Raw genomic sequence first — 19,397 nt, 5'->3', positions numbered from 1 at the left:
TACGCGCATGAATCGGCCAGGCGGTATGGCGCAGGACAACCAGACGAACGGCTACGAAAAGATCGACCGCTACGACGCGCCGAAGGTGGAGCGCATGTCGGAACGCGTGCGCGGCCTGCTCGAAGAGCTCGGGGAGGATCCGCAGCGCGAAGGCCTCGCGAAAACGCCCGAGCGCGTCGCCAAGGCGCTGCAGTACCTCACGCACGGCTACGGCCTCGATCCGACGCAGATCCTGCGCTCCGCGATGTTCCGCGAGGAATACCAGCAGATGGTGATCGTTCGCGACATCGAGGTGTACTCGCTGTGCGAGCACCACATGCTGCCTTTCTTCGGCAAGGCCCACGTCGCGTACATCCCCAACGGCTACATCGTCGGATTGTCCAAGATCCCGCGCGTGGTGGACGCTTTCGCGCGGCGCCTGCAGGTGCAGGAGCGTCTCACGGTCGACGTGCGCAACTGCATCGAGGAGACGCTGAAGCCGCTGGGCGTGGCGGTCGTCATCGAGGCGCAGCACATGTGCATGATCATGCGCGGCATCCAGAAGCAGCATTCGATCGCGACCACGTCGGCGTTCACCGGCGAGTTCAACACCGAGAAGACGCGCGCCGAGTTCATGCGCCTCATCTCGCGAAACTCGCCGCAGGCTTGACCGCACCGCCTATGAGCACGCCCAGGACGAGCGAATACGTGGTCGAGCAGGTGCTGCCCGACGTGCGCCGCGGGCGCATGGTGATCCTGGTCGACAGCGCCGACCGCGAGAACGAGGGCGATCTCTTCGTCGCCGCGGACAAGGCGACGCCCGAGGCGATCAGCTTCATGGCCACGCACGGCCGGGGGCTGGTCTCACTCGCGCTCACCGAAGAGCGCATGCGCCAGCTCGACCTCTCGCTGATCACCGACGATCGGGTCAACACGACCAAGTTCCAGACCGCGTTCGCGACGCCGATCGACGCGCGCGAAGGCGTGGCGTCGGGCATGTCGGCGCAGGACCGCGCCCGTACGATACAGGTGGCGATCGCCGACAACGCACGCCCGGCGGATCTGATACGGCCCGGAAGGCTGCAGACGCTGCGCGCCCTCGACGGCGGCGTGCTCACGCGGCCCGGGCACACCGAGGCCGCGGTCGATCTCGCGCGCTTGGCCGGCCTCAAGCCTGCCGGCGTGATCTGCGAAATCATGAACGACGACGGCACGATGGCGCGCATGCCCGAGCTCGAGCGCTTCGCCGAGCGGCACGGCATCAGGATCCTCAGGATCGGCGATCTCGTCGCGTACCGGCAGAACGAGCGGGCGATCCGCCGTCGCGCCGAGACCACGCTGCCGACGAGCAAGGCAGGCCCGTTCAAGCTCATCGTGTATGCCGACAGCTTCGAGCGCACGCTGTACGTCGCGCTGGTCAAGGGCGAGATCCGCTCGGGGGAGCCGACGTTGGTGCGGCTGCACTCGCAGTGTCTTACCGGCGACGTATTCGGCTCCGAGCGCTGCGACTGCGGCGAGCAGCTCGACGCGGCGATGACGATGATCGAGCAGGTCGGGACGGGTGTCCTCGTCTACATGTTCGACGAGGGCCGGGGCATCGGTTTACTCAACAAGATCCGGGCTTACGCGCTGCAGGACGAAGGGCACGACACCGTCGAAGCCAATCACGCGCTCGGTTTCGCCGCCGACATGCGCGACTACAGCGCCGGCGCGCACATCCTTTTCGATCTTGGCGTGAGGCAGGTCCGGCTCATGACCAACAACCCGGACAAGGTACAGGCGCTGGAGAACTACGGCCTGTCGGTCGTCGAGCGCGTGCCGGTCGAAGCGCCGCCGCGCAGCGCCAACAGGGCTTACCTCCAGACCAAGCGCAGGAAGTTCGGCCATCTGCTGTCGATGGTCGGCGACGCGCCGGATTCGGACAAACCCGAGTCCTAGGCGGCGGCACGGGTCTTGCCCCGGGCTCAATCCCGGGTCCCGAACGCTCAATCCGAATGGATATCGATCTCCTGCAGTGGCCGGCGATGGTGGTGACCATCGCCGCGGCGTGGCTCGTCGGCGCGCGCTCGCGGCGCAAGCGCACGTTCGGCTTCTGGGTGTTCCTGCTGTCGAACGTCCTGTGGAGCGTGTGGGGCTGGAGCCAGGATGCCTACGCGCTGATCGTGCTGCAGATCTTCCTCGCCGTCACGAACATCCGCGGCGTCTTCAAGAACGACCCGGAGCTCGAGGTCACGAAGAGCGTGGCGTCCTAGTATCGACGGACCAAGGTAAGGGTGTCGCCCTCGCGCTTCATCTGCGTGCGGCCCAGAAAGCTCATGCCGAGCAGCGCCTCTTCTGGGTAGCGGCCTTCGAGGACCAGCGCCTCGACATTGGTGAGCGTGATGTCGCCGACCCGGACGCTGTCGAGCGCGATACGATGGCCGCTGGTCACGGCGTTCGCGGTGCGCACGCCCACGCGTGTACCCGCGGTGTAATTCAAGCCCATGCGTTTTGCGGCCTCGCTGGAGAGCGCGACCGAAGTCGCGCCGGTGTCGACGAGGAAGCGGATCGCGACACCGTTGATCGCGCCGTTCGCCCAGAAGTGTCCGCCGGCGCCGACGGTCAGCGTCACCTGGCCGGAACCGCCCGCCGAAGCGCTCGCCCCGGCGCCCAGGCGCGTGCCCTCGCCGAGGCGCAGCGTCTGCCGCTTGCCGGCATATTCGACGACCGCGGATTCGCTGCTCGCGCTCACGAGCTTCACGCCGTCGGGCGTCGTGTCGCCGACCGAGAGCGTGCGCGGTTTGCCGTTGTCGACGACGATCACGGCCTTGCCGTTGAAGAGCGCGGTGACGGCGATGTCGGCGGCGTCCGCGGCAAGCTGAAAGAGCAGCAGCAGTGCGGCTAAACTCGAAAGCCTTGCCGGTTTACCCGTCGCCATGAAACCGATCGTCATCCTGCGCTTCGCCCGCACCGAAGGTCCGGGCTATTTTGCCACGTACCTCGACGGGCGCGGCCTGTCCTGGCGGCTCGTGAAGCTCGATGAAGGTGAAGTCCTGCCCGCTTTCGGTGGGTTCTCAGGGCTGGCGATGATGGGCGGACCGATGAGCGTCAACGACGACCTGCCTTGGATTCCGCCGGTGCTCGAGCTCGCGCGCGCGAGCGTGGCGAACGACGTGCCGGTGATCGGTCATTGCCTCGGCGGGCAGCTGCTGTCGAAAGCGCTCGGCGGCCGCGTTACGCGCAATGCGGTGAAAGAGATCGGCTGGGGCGAAGTGCAGGTCGCGGCCACGGCCGAGGCGCGCGAGTGGGGGCCCGCGAAGCCGTTCCTGTCGTATCACTGGCACGGGGAGACGTTCTCGATCCCCCCTGCGGCCGAGCGCATCTGGGGAAGCGCGCACTGCGCGAACCAGGGGTTCGTGGTCGGCAACTCGATCGGCATGCAATGCCACGTCGAGATGACCGAAGATCTCATCGAGACGTGGTGCGAGACCGGCGCGCGCGAGATCGAGGAGGCGCTGCCGCTCAGCCCGGCGGTGCAGACGCCGGAACAGATGCGCGTCGACATCGCCGCGCGCGTCGACGCTTTGCATCGAGCAGCGCACAAGGTTTACGACCGCTGGGTCAGCGGTCTCGAGGTCAATCCCTGAAGTTCTTGAACTGCAGCGGGAAGTCGGTGATCGACTTCCTCACGAGCGCGATCGCTTCCTGCAGCAGGTCCTTCTTCGCGCCCGACACCCGCACCGCGTCGCCCTGGATGCTCGCCTGGACCTTGAGCTTGCTGTCCTTGATGAGCTTGACGATCTTCTTCGCGAGGTCCTGTTCGACACCCTCGCGCACGGCGACGGTCTGCTTGACCTTGTTGCCGCTGACCTTGTCGATCTCGCCGGTCTTCAGGCAGCGCACGTCGACGCCGCGCTTGGCGAGCTTGCCCGTCAGCACGTCCAGCACCTGGCCGAGCTTGAAGTCGTCGTCGGCGTAGACGGTGAGGACCTTCTCCTTCTCGCTGAGCTCGACGCGCGCGTCCGAGCCCTTGAAGTCGAAGCGGTTGGTGATTTCCTTGTTTGTCTGGTCGAGCGCATTGTGCACCTCGACCTGATTCACTTCGGAGACGATGTCGAACGAAGGCATCGCGTGTCTCCCCTGTATTTCGTGGAGCGCCGCTCGCGCGACGCGGTGATGATCAGCTCTTGCGCAATTTTAGCGCATAGCACGTGACGGGCGCGCCGGTGCTGTCGTCGAACTCGGCGGCGCCTTCGATCGCATGCCGCGCGATCTGTTCGGCCGAGCGCTTGGAATCGTCGTAGGTCGCGTACATCACGCCGAGCGCGATATCGCCGCCGCTCCCGAACGCGTAGAACTTCGCGAACTCCTGCACGGTGCGGTGGGCGGCGATACCGAATATGCCGGACGCATTCATGATGAGCACGTCCATACGCGACGATTCGATCGCGTCGTCTTCGCCGTGCCCGGGAACGAGGAAGTAGTCCTGCTTGAGCACCGTGTGCAGCTTCTGCCACGTCTTGAAGATCTCCAGCGGGCTGTCGAAGCGCGCGTAGACGCGAGGCCGCGCGAAGTAGTCCCGCAGGATGGTCTGGAAAGTGGCGTTGCCGGTGACGCCGAGGTAAGTGTTGCCGACGCGGAAAATCTTGCCGTGATTGACGATGTAGCTCGCGGTTTCCTTACCCGAGCCCCACTTGGTCATCGTATCCGCGGCGATCGCGGCGTAGCCGTTTTTTCTTACGACCGCTATGGTAGTCATCTCTCACCTGACGCCGAATCGCCCCGAGGACGGCGACATAATCGAAGGTATCCGCCGCGGGAGCAAACCGCAAGAATTCCGCCGCTCCGGCACGAAAAAAAGGCTCGCGCCGACCGCAGCAATTTGCTTGCCCCGGCGCGCGCCCTTCGCGAATCGTGCTTTACGCGCGGCGGTTTTTCTGGTTCGCGGCGATCCGCATCCGCAGTGCGTTCAGGCGGATGAAGCCCGCGGCGTCGGCCTGGTCGTAAGCGCCTTTATCGTCCTCGAACGTCGAGATCGCGGGGTCGAACAGCGAATCGGTCTCCGACGAACGCCCGACCGTCATCACGGTGCCCTTGTAGAGCTTGAGGCGCACGACGCCGTTGACGGTGTTCTGCGATTCGTCGATCAGCTTCTGGAGAAGCTGACGCTCCGGGCTGAACCAGTAGCCGTTGTAGATCATGCGCGCGTAGCGCGGCATGAGATCGTCCTTGAGCGCTAGCACTTCGCGGTCGACCGTGATCGACTCCATGGCGCGATGCGCCTTCAGCATGATCGTCCCGCCGGGTGTTTCGTAGCAGCCGCGCGACTTCATGCCGACGTAGCGGTTCTCGACGAGGTCGAGACGGCCGATACCGTGCGCGCCGCCGAGGCGGTTGAGCTCGGTCAGCACTTCGGCCGGACTCATCGGCTTGCCGTTCACCGCGACGATGTCGCCGCGCTGGTACTGGAGCTCGACGTGCTCGGGCTTGTCCGGCGCTTTCTCGGGCGAGACCGTGATGCGCCACATCGAGTCCTCGGGCTCGAAGTTCGGGTCCTCGAGGATGCCGCCTTCGTACGAGATGTGCAGCAGGTTGGCGTCCATGGAATACGGCGCCTGTCCGGCCTTTTTCTTGTAGTCGACCGGGATGCCGTGCTTCTCGGCGTAGTCGAGGAGCTTCTCGCGCGAGAGCAGGTCCCATTCGCGCCACGGCGCGATGATCTTGACGTTCGGCATGAGCGCGTACGCACCGAGCTCGAAGCGGACCTGATCGTTGCCCTTGCCGGTCGCGCCGTGCGAGATGGCGTCGGCGCCGGTCTCGCGCGCGATGTCGATGAGGCGCTTGGCGATGAGCGGGCGCGCGATCGAGGTGCCGAGCAGGTACTCGCCTTCGTAGAGGGTGTTCGCACGGAACATCGGGAACACGAAATCGCGCACGAACTCTTCGCGCAGGTCGTCGATGAAGATCTGCTTCACGCCCGCGGCCTGCGCCTTGGCGCGCGCGGGCTCGACTTCCTCGCCCTGGCCGATATCGGCGGTGAAAGTGACGACCTCGCACTCGTAGACGTCCTGCAGCCATTTCAGGATGACCGAGGTATCCAGCCCGCCCGAATAGGCGAGCACGACTTTCTTGATTTCGCTCATGGCGCTTCTCTTGATGTGAATGAGGTATGCATCGGACGCGCGGCGCTGCCGCGCCCGCCCGGCCGCGGAATACGAAGGGGCGTCAGATGCGACGTCGTCGTCGCTGCGTGAGGAGCCTCATGAGTCGACCTTGCCGAGGAGCAGGAACTCCATCAGCGCTTTCTGCGTGTGCAGCCGGTTCTCCGCCTCGTCCCAGACCACGCTGTTGGGACCGTCGATGACGTCGGCAGCGACTTCCTCGCCGCGGTGCGCGGGAAGGCAGTGCATGAAGAGCGCGTCCTTCTTCGCCGCGCGCATCATGTCGCCGTCGACCTGCCAGTCTTCGAAGGCGCGCTTTCTCTGCGCGTTCTCGGCTTCGAAACCCATGCTCGTCCAGACGTCGGTGGTGATGAGGTCGACGCCCTTCACCGCCTCCATAGGATCGGCGAATTCTTCGTAGTGGTCGGTGCCGTAGAGTCCCGCGCGCTCGGGCTCGACTTCGTAGCCCGGCGGGGTGGACACGTGCACGTTGAAATCGAAGAGCTCGGCGGCCTGCAGCCAGGTGTTGCAGACGTTGTTGGAGTCGCCGATCCACGCCACCGTCTTGCCGCGGATGTCGCCGCGGTGCTCGATGAACGTGTAGATGTCGCCCATGATCTGGCACGGGTGATATTCGTTCGTGAGCCCGTTGATCACCGGCACGCGCGAATGCTTCGCGAACTGCTCGATGATCGCCTGCTCGAAGGTGCGGATCATCACGATGTCGACCATGCGCGTGATGACTCGCGCCACGTCTTCGATCGGCTCGCCGCGGCCGAGCTGGGTGTCGCGCGTCATCAGCGTGATCACCGAGCCGCCGAGCTGGTGCATGCCCGCTTCGAACGAGACGCGGGTGCGGGTCGAATGCTTTTCGAACACCATCGCCAGCGTCCGGTCGTGCAGCGGACGGTAGGGCTCGTAGCGCTTGAAGCGCTCCTTGATCGAGCGCGTGCGCGCGAAGAGGTGGTGGAACTCCTCGCGGCTGAAATCCTTGAGCTGTAGAAAGTGCCTGACTGCCATGGTGCGTCGATGGCGATCAGGCCGCGTGCGAAGCCGCCTGAGGCGTGCCTGCCGCGGTCTGCTCGGCCACGTATTCCTGGATGAGCGGAACGAGCATGTCGAGCAGCATGCGCGCTTCCTCGCGCGTGTAGATGAGCGGCGGCAGCAGGCGCACGACGGTATCGTTCGTGACGTTGATCAAGAGCCCTGCAGCAAGCGCGCGGGTGACGAGCTCGCCGCAGGGGAATGCGAGCTCGACGCCGACCATCATGCCGACGCCGCGCACGTCCTTCACGCCGGGGATGCCGGAGAGGTGGGCGCGCAGCTCGCCGCGGATGTAATCGCCGATCTCGACGGCGTTCTGCATGAGACCGTCTTCCTCGATGATGGCGAGCGTCTCCAGGCCGGCCGCGCACGCGAGCGGATTGCCGCCGAAGGTCGAGCCGTGCTTGCCCGCCGTAAAAAGCGTCGCCGCCACGCCGGCGGCCATGCAGGTGCCGATGGGCACTCCGTTGCCGAGGCCTTTGGCGAGGGTGACGACGTCGGGTTGCACGCCGGAATGCTGGTACGCGAACCACTTCCCGGTGCGACCCGTGCCGGTCTGCACTTCGTCGAGCATGAGCAGCCACTCGTTCTGATCGCAGATCTCACGCAGGCCGTTCAGGTACTCGGGGCTGCACACGTTGACGCCGCCTTCGCCCTGGACGAGCTCGACGAGCACCGCGACGACGCTGCGGTTGCCGGCAGCGACGCGGCGCACCGCTTCGAGATCGTCGAACGGCGCCCGCACGAAACCGGACAGCAGCGGCTCGAACCCCGCCTGCACCTTGCGGCTGCCGGTCGCGGTGAGCGTCGCCATGGTACGGCCGTGGAAGGACTGCTCCATCACGACGATCGCGGGGGCTTCGATACCTTTCTTGTGGCCGTACAGCCGCGCGAGCTTGATCGCCGCTTCGTTCGCTTCACACCCCGAGTTGCAGAAGAACACCGTCTCCATGCCGGAGATGGCGGCGAGGCGGTCGGCGAGCTTCGACTGGAGATCGATCTCGTAGATGTTGGAGGTGTGGATGAGCGTCGCGACCTGTTTTTGCAGCGCGCGCGTGAGGCGCGGGTGGGCGTGTCCCAGGCCGCAGACGGCGACGCCGGCGAGCGCGTCGAGGTAACGTCTGCCTTGCAGATCCCACAGCCACGATCCCTCGCCCCGCTCGAAAGCGACCGGGAGCCTCGCGTAGGTGTTCATCAGGTGAGACATAAGGCGACCTCTAGTTGGCGGCTTGAGCGGACCGGGCCCGAGCGTGATTTCCGGGCCCTGAAAACGGCGACGGCGGCTCAAAGCCGCCGTCAGTCCGTCTATTCTTGCTTACGTTCGAGTCGGGCGCAACCTGGCGGCGTCAGGCCATCGCCTTGATGGCGGCGGAGAGTCGGCTCTTGTGTCGCGCGGCTTTGTTCTTGTGAATGATGTTCTTGTCCGCGATCGAATCGATCGTGCTGACCGCACGCTGGTATACGTCCCGCGCGGCGGTTTTATCGCCGGCTTCGATCGCCTGGTTGACCCTCTTCACGGCCGTGCGGAACTCGGAGCGCAGGCTGGCATTGTGCTGACGCTGGGTTTCGCTCTGCCGGGCGCGCTTTCTGGCTGATGCGGTGTTGGCCATGTAAACTCCGGATTCTGCTTGGAAAAAGGGCGGTATCATACGGGCGTACACCGCATTTGGCAAGCTGTCTGACCCCGCCGCAGGACCCCCATAAGAAGATGAATTTACTCAAGGTTCTGGCGACCGTCAGCGGGATGACGTTCGTGTCGCGGGTGCTGGGCTTCGTGCGCGACGCGGTCATCGCCCGGATTTTCGGCGCCGGGATCGCCACCGACGCTTTTTTCGTCGCTTTCCGCCTGCCCAACCTGCTGCGCAGACTGTTCGCCGAAGGCGCGTTCTCGCAGGCTTTCGTCCCGATTCTCGCCGAATACAAGAACAAGCGCGGTGAGGCGGATACACGGCTCCTGGTCGATCACGTCTCCGGCGTGCTCGCAGTCACGCTGTTCGTGGTGAGCGCGATCGGCATCGTGGCGGCGCCGGTGATCATCTACGTCACCGCACCCGGTTTCCTGGGCGATCCGGCGAAGTACGCCGTCGCGGTCGAGATGCTGCGCATCACGTTCCCGTACATCCTCTTCATCTCGTTGACCGCTTTCGCGGGCAGCATCCTCAATACCTACAGCCGCTTCTCGGTGCCGGCTTTCACGCCGGTGCTGCTCAACCTTTCGTTCATCGCGTTCGCGCTCTGGGCCGCTCCCTATTTCGATCCGCCGGTGCTCGCCCTGGCGTGGGCGGTATTCGCGGGCGGGGTGCTGCAGCTCGGTTTCCAGTTGCCGTTCCTGATGAAGATCCGCATGCTGCCGCGCTTCCGCCCCAGGCTCGACGACGGGGTTCGACGGGTGCTGCGGCAGATGGCGCCCGCGGTGTTCGGCGTCTCGCTCGGGCAGGTCAGCCTCGTCATCAACACGATCTTTGCGTCTTTCCTGGTGACGGGCAGCGTCTCGTGGCTCTACTACGCGGACCGCCTGATGGAATTCCCCACGGGCATGCTCGGCGTCGCGCTCGGAACGATTCTCCTGCCGAGCCTCTCGAAGCATTACGCGACGAGCTCGCCCGAAGACTATTCGAAGCTGCTCGACTGGGGCTTGAGGATCACCCTGCTGCTCGCTGCGCCGGCGGCGGTGGCGCTCGCGCTGCTGGCCGTGCCGCTGATAACGACACTCTTCCAGTACGGCGCGTTCTCCCCCGCGGACACCTTTGCCACGCGCGACGCGGTCATCGCCTACAGCGTCGGCCTCGTCGCGCTGATCCTGGTCAAGGTGCTCGCGCCGGCGTTCTATGCGAGGCAGGACATACGCACGCCGGTGCGCATCGTCGTCGTCACGCTGATCGCGACGCAACTGATGAACGCCGCGCTGATACTGCCGCTGCGCCACGCGGGGCTTGCGCTCGCGACCAGCCTCGGGGCGTGCCTCAACGCGGGCGCGCTGCTGACGCTGCTCGTGCGAAGAGGCATCTACGCGCCGTCGCCGGGATGGCTCGCTTTCGGATGGAAGCTCGCGCTGGCGCTGTTCGTCATGGGGGCGGCGCTGTGGTTCACTACAGGCGCGGCGAGCGATTGGGTCGGTGCGAGCGCGGAGCAACGTGTGCTGCGGCTGTGCGTGGTCGTGGCGGCGGGGGCCGGCGCTTATTTCGCGACGCTGTGGCTCATCGGTTTCCGGTTGCGCGACTTTCACCATCGCGCGGCCGAATAGGAGGATGTGGATGCGCAATCGGCACGGCCTGCTGTGCTGTCTGACGACGCTGTGTGCGTGGCTGTTCGCAGCCGCGGTTCACGCTGCGCCGGCGCTCGCGCCGTGGGGCGGCGGACCGGCGCCCGCGCTGTCGCTCAAAGGGCTGGACGGAGGCTCCCACAATCTCGCCGCCTACCGCGGCAAGGTCGTGCTGATCAACTTCTGGGCGACGTGGTGCGAGCCGTGCCGACTCGAGATGCCGTCGATCCAGCGCCTGCGCGACAAGCTCGGCGCAAAGGGCTTCGCCGTGCTCGCGGTGAACCTCGACGAGCCGGACGCGCGCGTGCGCAGGTTCGTCAAGGAGACGGGGCTTGATCTGCCGATCGCCATGGATCCCAACAAAACGGTCTCGCGCAACTGGGGCGTGCGCTACCTGCCGGTGTCTTTCATCATCGGTCCCGACGGCCGCGTGCGCTATCGCATCGTGGGCGATCTCGACTGGGACAGCGACGCGGTGATCGGCACGATTTCCCAGCTCATCGCCGGGGGATAAAAGGCGAGGCCTCTCTTCGCCGCGCGGGCCGGCGCGGCCGCGGCTACGGGCGCAAAGGCGCGCTCAAGCGGCTATCGCCGCTACGCAAAATCGAATCCTACAATTCGTAGGATTCGGCGGGACCCCGCATCGTCTTCTCCACCACCGAGCGCGACAGATGCGGCGCGAAGAGCTCGATGAAGTCGTAGACGTAGCGCCGTAAGTAAGCATTCTTGCGTATGGCGATGCGCGTGGTGCTCGGCTCGAAGAGCTGCGCTGCGTCGAGCAGGCGCAGCTTCGTGTCGCGCGCCTCGTCGTACGCCATCTTCGCCAATATCCCCACGCCCACGCCGAGCTCCACGTACGACTTGATCACGTCGGCGTCGACCGCCGTCAGCGCGACGTTCGGCTTGAGATTGCGGCCGTCGAAAGCCTTGCGGATCGGCGAGTCGTCGTTGAACGCGAAGTCGTAGGTGACGATGGGGTAGCGCGCGATCGCTTCGAGCGTGAGCGGCTTTTCCTTGAGCAGCGGGTGGTCCATCGGCACTATCAGCGCGCGGTTCCACTGGTAGCACGGCAGCAGCACGAGCGTGGGCTGCTCGGGATACGACTCGGTGACGATGCCGATGTCGACGACGCCTCCGGTGACGAGCTCGATGATCTGCTCGGGACTGCCTTCGCGCAGCGAGAGCCGCACGCGCGGGTGGCGCTTGATGAACTGCTGGACCACCGGCGGCAGCGCGTAACGGGCCTGGGTCGGCGTCGTGGCGAGCGTCAGGGCGCCGGTGTCCTCGGTGCCGAACTCCTGCCCGACCGCGCGCAGGCTGTCCGCGTCCTTGAGCATGCGGTCGGCGATCTCCACGATGATCCGGCCGGGCTCGGTCAAATCCACAACCCGCTTGCCGTGCCGCACCAGGATCTGCACTCCGAGCTCGTCCTCGAGCATGCGGATCTGTTTGCTGATGCCGGGCTGCGACGTGTACAGCGCCTCGGCCGCTTCGGACACGTTCAGACCGCGCCTCACGACCTCGCGTAGATAGCGCAGCTGCTGCAATTTCATCGGACCCATCCTGCTAAGACCGTGTGGTTATGTAACTCTAACACAATATTCTTTAGAGCTATATGGGGCGGCGTATGATCGGCGGCTCTGGAGGGAGAGCAGCGTGTATATCTACGACGAAATCGATCAACGCATGGTGGACGAGCGGGTCCGGCAGTTCGCCGATCAGACCCGCCGCTTCCTCGCCGGCCGTCTCTCGGAAGACGAGTTCAGGCCCCTGAGGCTGCAAAACGGTCTCTACATTCAGCGACATGCGCCGATGTTCCGGATCTCCGTCCCCTACGGCATCCTGGCGTCGCGACAGTTGCGAGCGCTCGCTCACATCACCCGCAAGTACGACCGCGGCTACGGCCATTTCAGCACCCGTCAGAACTGCCAGCTCAACTGGCCGGAATTGAAGGACGTGCCGGAAATCCTCGGCGAGCTCGCCAAGGTGCAGATGCACGCGATCCAGACCAGCGGCAACTGCATCCGCAACATCACCAGCGATCACTTCGCGGGGATCGCCCCGGACGAGATCGTCGATCCGCTGGTGTGGTGCGAGATCGTGCGCCAGTGGGCGTGCTTCCATCCCGAGTTCGCGTACCTCCCGCGCAAGTTCAAGATCGGCATCTCCGGCGCGACCGAGGACCGTGTCGCGCTGCAGGTGCACGACATCGGCCTGCAGGCGGTGCGCAACGACGCGGGCGAGATCGGCTTCAGGGTGCTCGTCGGCGGCGGCCTGGGCCGCACGCCGATCCTCGGCGCGGTGATCCGCGAGTTCCTGCCGTGGCAGCACGTGCTCACCTATTGCGAATCCATTCTGCGCGTCTACAACCGCTACGGCCGCCGCGACAACAAGTGGAAGGCGCGCATCAAGATCCTCGTGAAGGACCGCACGCCCGAGGCTTTCGGCGCCGAAGTGGAAGCCGACTGGACGGCCTACGCCAAGGACGGCCCCGGCACCCTCACGCAGCGCGAGGTCGACCGCGTGACCGCGCGCTTCACGCGTCCTTCGTACGAGAAGCTCGAAGCGCTGTCGAGCGCGTACGTGCTCGCGCTCGGCCGCGACAAGCGCTTCGCCGCGTGGGCGCGCCGCAACGTGCATCCGCACAAGATGCCGGGCTACGCCGCGGTGACGCTGTCGCTCAAGAAGACCGGCGTGCCGCCGGGCGACTGCACGTCCGAGCAGATGGACGCCGTGGCCGACATGGCCGACAAGTACAGCTTCGGCGAGCTGCGCGTGACGCACGAGCAGAACCTGCTCCTCTCCGACGTCAAACAGTCCGATCTCCATGCGATCTGGCAGGAAGCGGTCGCGCTCGGTCTCGCCACGCCGAACTTGGGGCTGATCACCAACATCATCTCGTGCCCCGGCGGCGATTTCTGCTCGCTCGCGAACGCGAAGTCGATCCCGGTGGCGGAAGCGATCCAGCGTCGCTTCGACGATCTCGATTTCGTCTACGACATCGGCGAGCTCGACCTCAATATCTCGGGCTGCATGAATTCGTGCGGCCATCATCACATCGGCCACATCGGCATCCTCGGCGTCGACAAGCAGGGCGCGGAGTTCTATCAGATCTCGATCGGCGGCAACCAGGGTAACGACGCTGCGCTCGGCAAGGTGCTCGGGCCTTCGGTGTCCCAGGAGGACGTGCCCGACGTCGTCGAGAAGCTGATCGAGGTCTATCTCGCGAACCGCGACAGCGAAGCCGAGCGCTTCATCGACGTCGCGCGCCGCATCGGATTGGAGCCTTTCAAGGAAAACGTGTATGGCGCTCATCAAGGATCGAAAGCTCGCGGCCGACAGCTGGCTGCTGCTTGATAAAGGCGCCGACGGCGCGGTTCCCGAGGTTCCCGCGAGCGGCGACGTCATCGTCCCGCTTGCCGTCTGGAAAGCTTCGCGCGAGGCGTTGATCGCGCGCGGCCGCGTCGGCGTATGGCTCGCGGGTAACGACGAGCCCGCCGACATCGCGGAGCACCTCGCGCACGTTTCGCTGATTGCCGTTCGCTTCCCGAGCTTCACCGACGGCCGTGGCTACAGCATCGCGCGCATCCTGCGCGAGCGTTACGGCTGGCGCGGCGAGCTTCGCGCGGTCGGCGACATCCAGCGCGACCAGGTCTTCTACCTCACGCGCTGCGGCTTTGACGCGCTCGCATTGCGCGAAGGCGAGGACGTCGACACCGCGCTCGCCGCGTTCGATGATTTCAGCGAGCGCTATCAGACTTCGGTCGATCAGCCCTATCCGCTGTTCCGCCGCCGCGAGGCGGCGTGAGGACATGAACGGCAAGGTCTATCTCGTCGGCGCCGGTCCCGGCGCGCCCGATCTCCTCACGATCCGCGCGGCCGAAGTCCTGCGCCGCGCCGACATCGTCTTTCACGACGCGCTCGTGCATCCCGGTACCATCGCGCTCGCCGAGCGCGCCGAGCGGGTCGCCGTGGGTAAACGCAGCGGGAGGCATTCGGCCGCGCAGCGTTTCATCAACAAGCGCCTCGTCGACGCCGCGCGCAAGCATCGGATGGTCGTGCGCCTCAAAGGCGGCGACCCGATGCTCTTCGGCCGCGCGCACGAGGAGCTCACCGCGCTGCGCGAAGCGGGCATCGATCACGAGGTCGTACCAGGCGTTACTGCGGCGCTCGCCGCGAGCGCCGAGATCGGTGTGTCGCTCACCCAGCGGGGTCTCGCTCGCAGCGTGGTGTTCCTCACGCCGCGCGTCGGCGTCGGCGAAAAGCCGAACGACTGGGCGCGCGCCGCCGCCGCGGCGGACACCGCGGTGATCTATATGGGCGCGGGCGAAGCGCAGGCGATCGCCGAAGCGCTCATTGCAGCGGGCGTCGCGCCGACGATGCCGGTCGTGGTGGTCGAGAACGCGAGCCTCGACTCGCGCCGGCGCTTCACCTTCACGCTCCAGAATCTTCCCGGGATCGCGGACGCCGCCCTCACCGGGCCGGCGCTGATCCTCCTCGGCGAGGTCTACGCAGCGCTCGAAGCCGAAGCGCTCGCGCAACCCGACGTTCGCTGCGCGTAAAGCGCGCTCGGTCTGGACCGGAGCACGCAAAAGCCGCTACAATTCAAGCTTTTACCGTAGCGCGCACCATGCGTGTCCTGCGCAGCGTTCCGCGCGCTGCCTCCTCCCCCATCGCATTGACGATCGGCAACTTCGACGGCGTGCATCTCGGCCACCAGGCCATGCTGTCGCGGTTGCGCGATGCCGCGCGCGAGCGCGGCCTCCCGCCGTGCGCAATGACGTTCGAGCCGCATCCACGCGAGTTCTTCGCACCCGACCAGGCGCCGGCCCGCCTGACGAGCCTGCGCGAGAAGCTCGAGCTCCTGGCCGAGCAGGGTCTGGAGCGCGCGTACGTGCTGCGCTTCGATTACAGGCTTGCACAGGTGCCCGCGGACGAATTCGTCGAGCGCGTGCTCGTGCGGGGCCTGGGCGTTCGCTACCTCCTCGTCGGTGACGATTTCCGCTTCGGCGCGCGCCGCTCCGGCGATTTCACGCTCCTGAAGAGCCGTGCGGCCGAGCTTGGCTACGAAGTCGACGCGATGACCAGCGTCATCGTCGGCGACGAGCGCGCATCCAGCACGGCGGTCCGCAAGGCGCTGGAGCAGGGGGAGATCACGCGTGCCGCGCAACTGCTCGGCAGACCGTACAGCATCAGCGGGACGGTCGTTCACGGCGACGCGCTCGGCCGCGAGCTCGGTTACCCCACCGCCAACGTGCGCATCGCGCACAACCGTCCGCCGCTCATGGGCATCTTCGCAGTCGAAGTGCAGCGCGCGAATGCCGCGCCGGCGCGCGGTGTCGCGAGCCTCGGCGTCAGGCCGACCGTCAAGCAGCACGGCGAGCCGGTGCTCGAGGTGTTCCTCCTCGAATTCGAGGGCGACCTCTACGGCGCGCGCGTGCGCGTCGATTTCCTGCACAAGTTTCGCGACGAGCAGAAGTTCGCCGATCTCACCGCGCTCAAGGCGCAGATCACCGCCGACGTCGCGGAAACACGCGCCTATTTCGCGCGGCTCGACGCCGCGCCCCGCGCGCGGCTCGGCTGACGCCGCCGCGCTCTCACCATCGAACGACGAATGGCCGATTACAAGAACACGCTGAATCTTCCCGATACGCCTTTTCCCATGCGCGGCGATCTCGCCAGGCGCGAGCCGCTCATGTTGAAGCAGTGGCAGGAGCGCAAGCTCTACGAGCGCATCCGCAAGGCGAGCGCGGGGCGTCCGCGCTTCGTGCTGCACGACGGTCCCCCGTACGCCAACGGCGACATCCACATCGGCCACGCGGTCAACAAGATCCTCAAGGACATCATCGTAAAGAGCAAATCGCTCTCGGGCTTCGACGCGCCGTACGTGCCGGGATGGGACTGCCACGGCATGCCGATCGAGGTGCAGATCGAGAAGCTGCACGGCAAGAACCTGCCCGCCGAGGAGACGCAGCGTCTCGCCCGCGCTTATGCGGCCGAGCAGGTCGAGAGGCAGAAGAAGGATTTCCAGCGCCTCGGCGTCCTCGGCGAATGGGACAACCCGTATCTCACGATGGCGTTCCGCAACGAAGCCGACGAGATCCGCGCGCTCGGCAAGATCGTCGAGCGCGGTTACGTCTATCGCGGTCTCAAGCCGGTCAACTGGTGTTTCGACTGCCGCTCGGCGCTCGCCGAAGCCGAAGTCGAGTACGAAGACCGCAAGGATCCGGCGATCGACGTCGCGTTCCCGTTCGCACAGCCTGAAAAAATCGCGGCTGCATTCGGATTGACGTCTTTGCCTGACAAGCCCGGCTACGCGGTGATCTGGACCACGACGCCCTGGACCATCCCCGCGAACCAGGCGCTCAACATGCACCCGGACATCGACTACGCGCTGGTCGAGACCAGGGACAAGCTGCTCATCGTCGCGAAAGATATCTTCGAGCGCGGCGAGATCGCGCAGCGCTATGGGCTGGAAGAGCCGCGCATCCTGGCTACCGCCAAGGGGCGCGCGCTCGAGCTGATCGAGTTCAAGCACCCGTTCTACGACCGCCGTTCGCCGGTTTATCTGGGCGAGTACGTCACGCTCGACACCGGCACCGGCATCGTGCACAGCGCGCCGGCGTACGGCGTGGAAGACTTCAACTCGTGCCGCGCCTACGGCATGAAGGACGACGACATCCTCACGCCGGTGATGGGCGACGGCCGCTACGTCGACTCGCTGCCGTTCTTTGGCGGCCTGCACATCTGGAAAGCCAACCCGAAGATCGTCGAGCTCATGGCCGAGCGCGGCGTGCTGATGGCCAAGAGCGACTACGTCCACAGCTACATGCACTGCTGGCGCCACAAGACGCCGATCATCCTGCGCGCGACCACGCAGTGGTTCGCGGGCATGGACGAGGTGCCCGGCTACAAGGGTACGACGCCCGGGGAGCCGCTGCGCGAGACCGCGCTGCGCGGCGTCGAAGCGACCCAGTTCTATCCTGCGTGGGGCAAGGCGCGCCTGCACGGCATGATCGCCAACCGTCCCGACTGGACGCTGTCGCGCCAGCGGCAGTGGGGCGTGCCGATGCCGTTCTTCGTGCGCAAGGAGACGGGCGAGCTGCATCCCAAGGCCCTCGAGCTCCTCGAAGTCGTCGCGAAGAAGGTGGAAGAGCAGGGCATCGAAGCGTGGCAGAAGATCACCGCCGAGGAGCTGCTCGGCGACGACGCGCCGTATTACGAGAAGATCAAGGACACGCTCGACGTGTGGTTCGACTCGGGCGCGACGCACTACACCGTGCTGCGCGGCTCGCACGAGGAGCAGAGCGCGTACCCCGCGGACCTCTATCTCGAAGGCTCGGACCAGCATCGCGGCTGGTTCCACTCGTCGCTGCTGGTCTCGTGCATGACCGACGGCATCGCGCCGTACAAGGCGCTGCTCACCCACGGCTTCGTCGTCGACGGCAAAGGCCTGAAGATGAGCAAGTCCAAGGGCAACGTGGTGGCGCCGCAGCAGGTGATGGACGAGCTCGGCGCGGACATCCTGCGCCTGTGGGTCGCCGCCACCGACTACTCGGGCGAGCTGTCGATCTCAAAGGAGATCCTGAAGCGTGTGGTCGAGTCGTATCGCCGCATCCGCAACACGCTGCGCTTCCTGCTCGCCAACCTCGCGGACTACGATCACGCGCGCGATCGGCTCCCGATCGCCGACTGGCTCGAGATCGATCGCTACGCGTGGGTGATGACGCGCGACCTCCAGTCGGCGCTCACGCCTTCGGCGCTCGGCGACAAGGATCCGCAATCGCGCGGACACTACGGCGATTACGAGTTCCACCTCGTCGCCCAGCGGCTGCAGACGTTCTGCTCGGAGGACCTCGGCGGGTTCTACCTCGACATCCTGAAGGACCGGCTCTACACCGCCCCCGCGGCCTCGCATGCGCGCCGCTCGGCGCAGAACGCGCTCTATCACATCACTCAAAGCCTCACGCGCCTGATGGCGCCCATCCTCTCGTTCACCGCGCAGGAGGTGTGGGAGGTGCTGAATAGGGACGCGCAGGAGAGCGTGTTCGAGCAGACGTGGTACGAGCATGCGCTGCCGGCCGATGCCGAGCTCTTGCGCGAGCGCTGGCAGCGGCTGCGCACGCTGCGCTCGGACGTGTTGAAGCAGCTCGAAGCGCTGCGCGTCGCGGGGAAGATCGGCTCGTCGCTCGCCGGCGAGGTCACGCTGCACGCCGAAGGCGAAGCCGCCGAGTTCCTGCGCTCGTTCGACGACGACCTGCGCTTCGTCTTCATCACCTCGCAGGCGGAGGTGACGGACGGCGTCGCCGAAGGCGCTTCCGAAACCGCGCTGCCGGGCGTGAAGCTCTCGGTCGCCGCGACCGCTCATGCGAAATGCGAGCGCTGCTGGCATTACCGCGCCGACGTCGGCGCCGACGCCGCGCACCCGGAGATCTGCGGGCGCTGCGCTTCCAACCTCTTCGGCGCCGGCGAGGTCCGCATCCATGCTTAAGTGGTTCGGGCTCTCCGCCCTGATCATCGTGCTGGACCAGCTCACCAAGCACTGGGTGATGCAGGCGTTCGCGGTGCACGAGGTGAAGGAGATCACGTCCTTTTTCAACATGCTGCTCGTCTTCAACAAAGGCGCGGCGTTCAGCCTGCTCGCCGATGCCGGCGGCTGGCAGCGCGCGCTTTTCACCGGGATCGCGATCGTCGCGTCGGTGTGGATCGGCTGGCTGCTGCGCCGCCACGCGCACGACGTCGTGTTCTGTCTCGCGCTCGCGCTGATCCTGGGCGGAGCGCTCGGCAACGTCATCGACCGCATCACGATCGGCGCCGTGGTCGACTTCCTCGATTTCCACGCGGCGGGCTGGCACTGGCCCGCCTTCAACGTCGCCGACATCGCGATCAGCTGCGGCGCGGTGCTGCTCGTGTTCGACGCGCTGCGAACCAAACCGCGCGACACGCCGTCGAACGCGAAACGCGCATAATCG

20 protein-coding genes are annotated in these 19,397 nt (G+C 66.0%); 12 read left to right on the top strand and 8 right to left on the bottom strand.

Translation table 11 applies throughout. The annotated features are described in order from the left end of the window. Positions 1–7 precede the first annotated feature (7 nt). Genes folE through VHP37_31475 form a run of 3 tightly spaced genes read left to right on the top strand, consistent with a single transcriptional unit; the run spans position 8 to position 2,231 of the window. Positions 8–649 (top strand): GTP cyclohydrolase I FolE, encoded by a 642-nt coding sequence (gene folE / locus VHP37_31485; protein ID HEX2830900.1) that lies wholly within the window; start codon positions 8–10, stop codon positions 647–649. Between the two features lie 11 nt (positions 650–660). Continuing rightward, a complete protein-coding gene (gene ribA / locus VHP37_31480) occupies positions 661–1,917 on the top strand; it encodes a GTP cyclohydrolase II (GenBank protein HEX2830899.1) in 1,257 nt (418 codons plus the stop codon). A gap of 56 nt (positions 1,918–1,973) precedes the next feature. Next, positions 1,974–2,231 (top strand): hypothetical protein, encoded by a 258-nt coding sequence (locus VHP37_31475; GenBank protein ID HEX2830898.1) that lies wholly within the window; start codon positions 1,974–1,976, stop codon positions 2,229–2,231. Here the strand turns inward: VHP37_31475 and VHP37_31470 are convergent. After that, complete coding sequence (locus VHP37_31470; protein ID HEX2830897.1) at positions 2,228–2,911, bottom strand: TIGR02281 family clan AA aspartic protease; 684 nt, start codon at positions 2,909–2,911, stop codon at positions 2,228–2,230. The genes VHP37_31475 and VHP37_31470 overlap by 4 nt on opposite strands. Between VHP37_31470 and VHP37_31465 the strand changes: the two genes are divergently transcribed. Further along, on the top strand, positions 2,895–3,605 hold the full coding sequence (locus VHP37_31465; GenBank protein ID HEX2830896.1) for a type 1 glutamine amidotransferase: 711 nt from the start codon (positions 2,895–2,897) through the stop codon (positions 3,603–3,605). The two genes, VHP37_31470 and VHP37_31465, sit on opposite strands and share 17 nt — an antisense overlap. Here VHP37_31465 and VHP37_31460 read toward each other — a convergent pair. From VHP37_31460 to rpsT, 6 genes are all read right to left on the bottom strand, one after another. Continuing rightward, complete coding sequence (locus tag VHP37_31460; protein ID HEX2830895.1) at positions 3,595–4,086, bottom strand: YajQ family cyclic di-GMP-binding protein; 492 nt, start codon at positions 4,084–4,086, stop codon at positions 3,595–3,597. The two genes, VHP37_31465 and VHP37_31460, sit on opposite strands and share 11 nt — an antisense overlap. A 52-nt stretch (positions 4,087–4,138) precedes the next feature. Beyond that, complete coding sequence (locus VHP37_31455) at positions 4,139–4,717, bottom strand: MFS transporter (protein ID HEX2830894.1); 579 nt, start codon at positions 4,715–4,717, stop codon at positions 4,139–4,141. A 160-nt stretch (positions 4,718–4,877) separates the two neighbouring features. Then, positions 4,878–6,101 (bottom strand): argininosuccinate synthase, encoded by a 1,224-nt coding sequence (locus VHP37_31450; protein HEX2830893.1) that lies wholly within the window; start codon positions 6,099–6,101, stop codon positions 4,878–4,880. Between the two features lie 117 nt (positions 6,102–6,218). Next, positions 6,219–7,139: an ornithine carbamoyltransferase gene (argF, locus tag VHP37_31445; protein ID HEX2830892.1), complete on the bottom strand. Its 921-nt coding sequence runs from the start codon at positions 7,137–7,139 to the stop codon at positions 6,219–6,221. Positions 7,140–7,155: 16 nt separating this feature from the next. After that, positions 7,156–8,370 (bottom strand): aspartate aminotransferase family protein, encoded by a 1,215-nt coding sequence (locus tag VHP37_31440; protein HEX2830891.1) that lies wholly within the window; start codon positions 8,368–8,370, stop codon positions 7,156–7,158. Positions 8,371–8,509: 139 nt separating this feature from the next. After that, positions 8,510–8,773, bottom strand: coding sequence for a 30S ribosomal protein S20 (gene rpsT / locus VHP37_31435; protein HEX2830890.1), 264 nt, complete (start codon positions 8,771–8,773; stop codon positions 8,510–8,512). A gap of 98 nt (positions 8,774–8,871) precedes the next feature. Between rpsT and murJ the strand changes: the two genes are divergently transcribed. Then, complete coding sequence (murJ, locus tag VHP37_31430) at positions 8,872–10,407, top strand: murein biosynthesis integral membrane protein MurJ (protein ID HEX2830889.1); 1,536 nt, start codon at positions 8,872–8,874, stop codon at positions 10,405–10,407. Positions 10,408–10,417: 10 nt separating this feature from the next. Continuing rightward, entirely contained in the window at positions 10,418–10,939 is a 522-nt protein-coding gene (locus tag VHP37_31425) for a TlpA disulfide reductase family protein (protein HEX2830888.1), read from the top strand. Between the two features lie 97 nt (positions 10,940–11,036). Here VHP37_31425 and VHP37_31420 read toward each other — a convergent pair whose 3' ends face one another. Beyond that, positions 11,037–11,978 (bottom strand): CysB family HTH-type transcriptional regulator, encoded by a 942-nt coding sequence (locus VHP37_31420; protein HEX2830887.1) that lies wholly within the window; start codon positions 11,976–11,978, stop codon positions 11,037–11,039. Positions 11,979–12,081: 103 nt separating this feature from the next. On the opposite strand from VHP37_31420, the gene VHP37_31415 reads away from it, so the two are divergent. The 6 genes from VHP37_31415 to lspA all read left to right on the top strand — a co-directional run bounded on the left by VHP37_31415 (position 12,082) and on the right by lspA (position 19,394). Next, positions 12,082–13,782, top strand: coding sequence for a nitrite/sulfite reductase (locus tag VHP37_31415; protein HEX2830886.1), 1,701 nt, complete (start codon positions 12,082–12,084; stop codon positions 13,780–13,782). Further along, positions 13,730–14,233 (top strand): DUF934 domain-containing protein, encoded by a 504-nt coding sequence (locus tag VHP37_31410; GenBank protein ID HEX2830885.1) that lies wholly within the window; start codon positions 13,730–13,732, stop codon positions 14,231–14,233. Before VHP37_31415 ends, VHP37_31410 begins: the two co-directional genes overlap by 53 nt. Positions 14,234–14,237: 4 nt before the next feature. Next, positions 14,238–14,987, top strand: coding sequence for a uroporphyrinogen-III C-methyltransferase (gene cobA / locus VHP37_31405; GenBank protein HEX2830884.1), 750 nt, complete (start codon positions 14,238–14,240; stop codon positions 14,985–14,987). Positions 14,988–15,055: 68 nt separating this feature from the next. After that, positions 15,056–16,009 (top strand): bifunctional riboflavin kinase/FAD synthetase, encoded by a 954-nt coding sequence (locus tag VHP37_31400; protein HEX2830883.1) that lies wholly within the window; start codon positions 15,056–15,058, stop codon positions 16,007–16,009. Between the two features lie 30 nt (positions 16,010–16,039). Then, positions 16,040–18,916 (top strand): isoleucine--tRNA ligase, encoded by a 2,877-nt coding sequence (gene ileS, locus VHP37_31395; protein ID HEX2830882.1) that lies wholly within the window; start codon positions 16,040–16,042, stop codon positions 18,914–18,916. Further along, on the top strand, positions 18,909–19,394 hold the full coding sequence (gene lspA, locus VHP37_31390; GenBank protein HEX2830881.1) for a signal peptidase II: 486 nt from the start codon (positions 18,909–18,911) through the stop codon (positions 19,392–19,394). Before ileS ends, lspA begins: the two co-directional genes overlap by 8 nt. Positions 19,395–19,397 lie beyond the last annotated feature (3 nt).

The organism is Burkholderiales bacterium (assembly GCA_036262035.1).
Lineage (GTDB): Bacteria > Pseudomonadota > Gammaproteobacteria > Burkholderiales > SG8-41 > JAQGMV01.
This window is presented reverse-complemented; position numbering and strand designations above follow the sequence as displayed.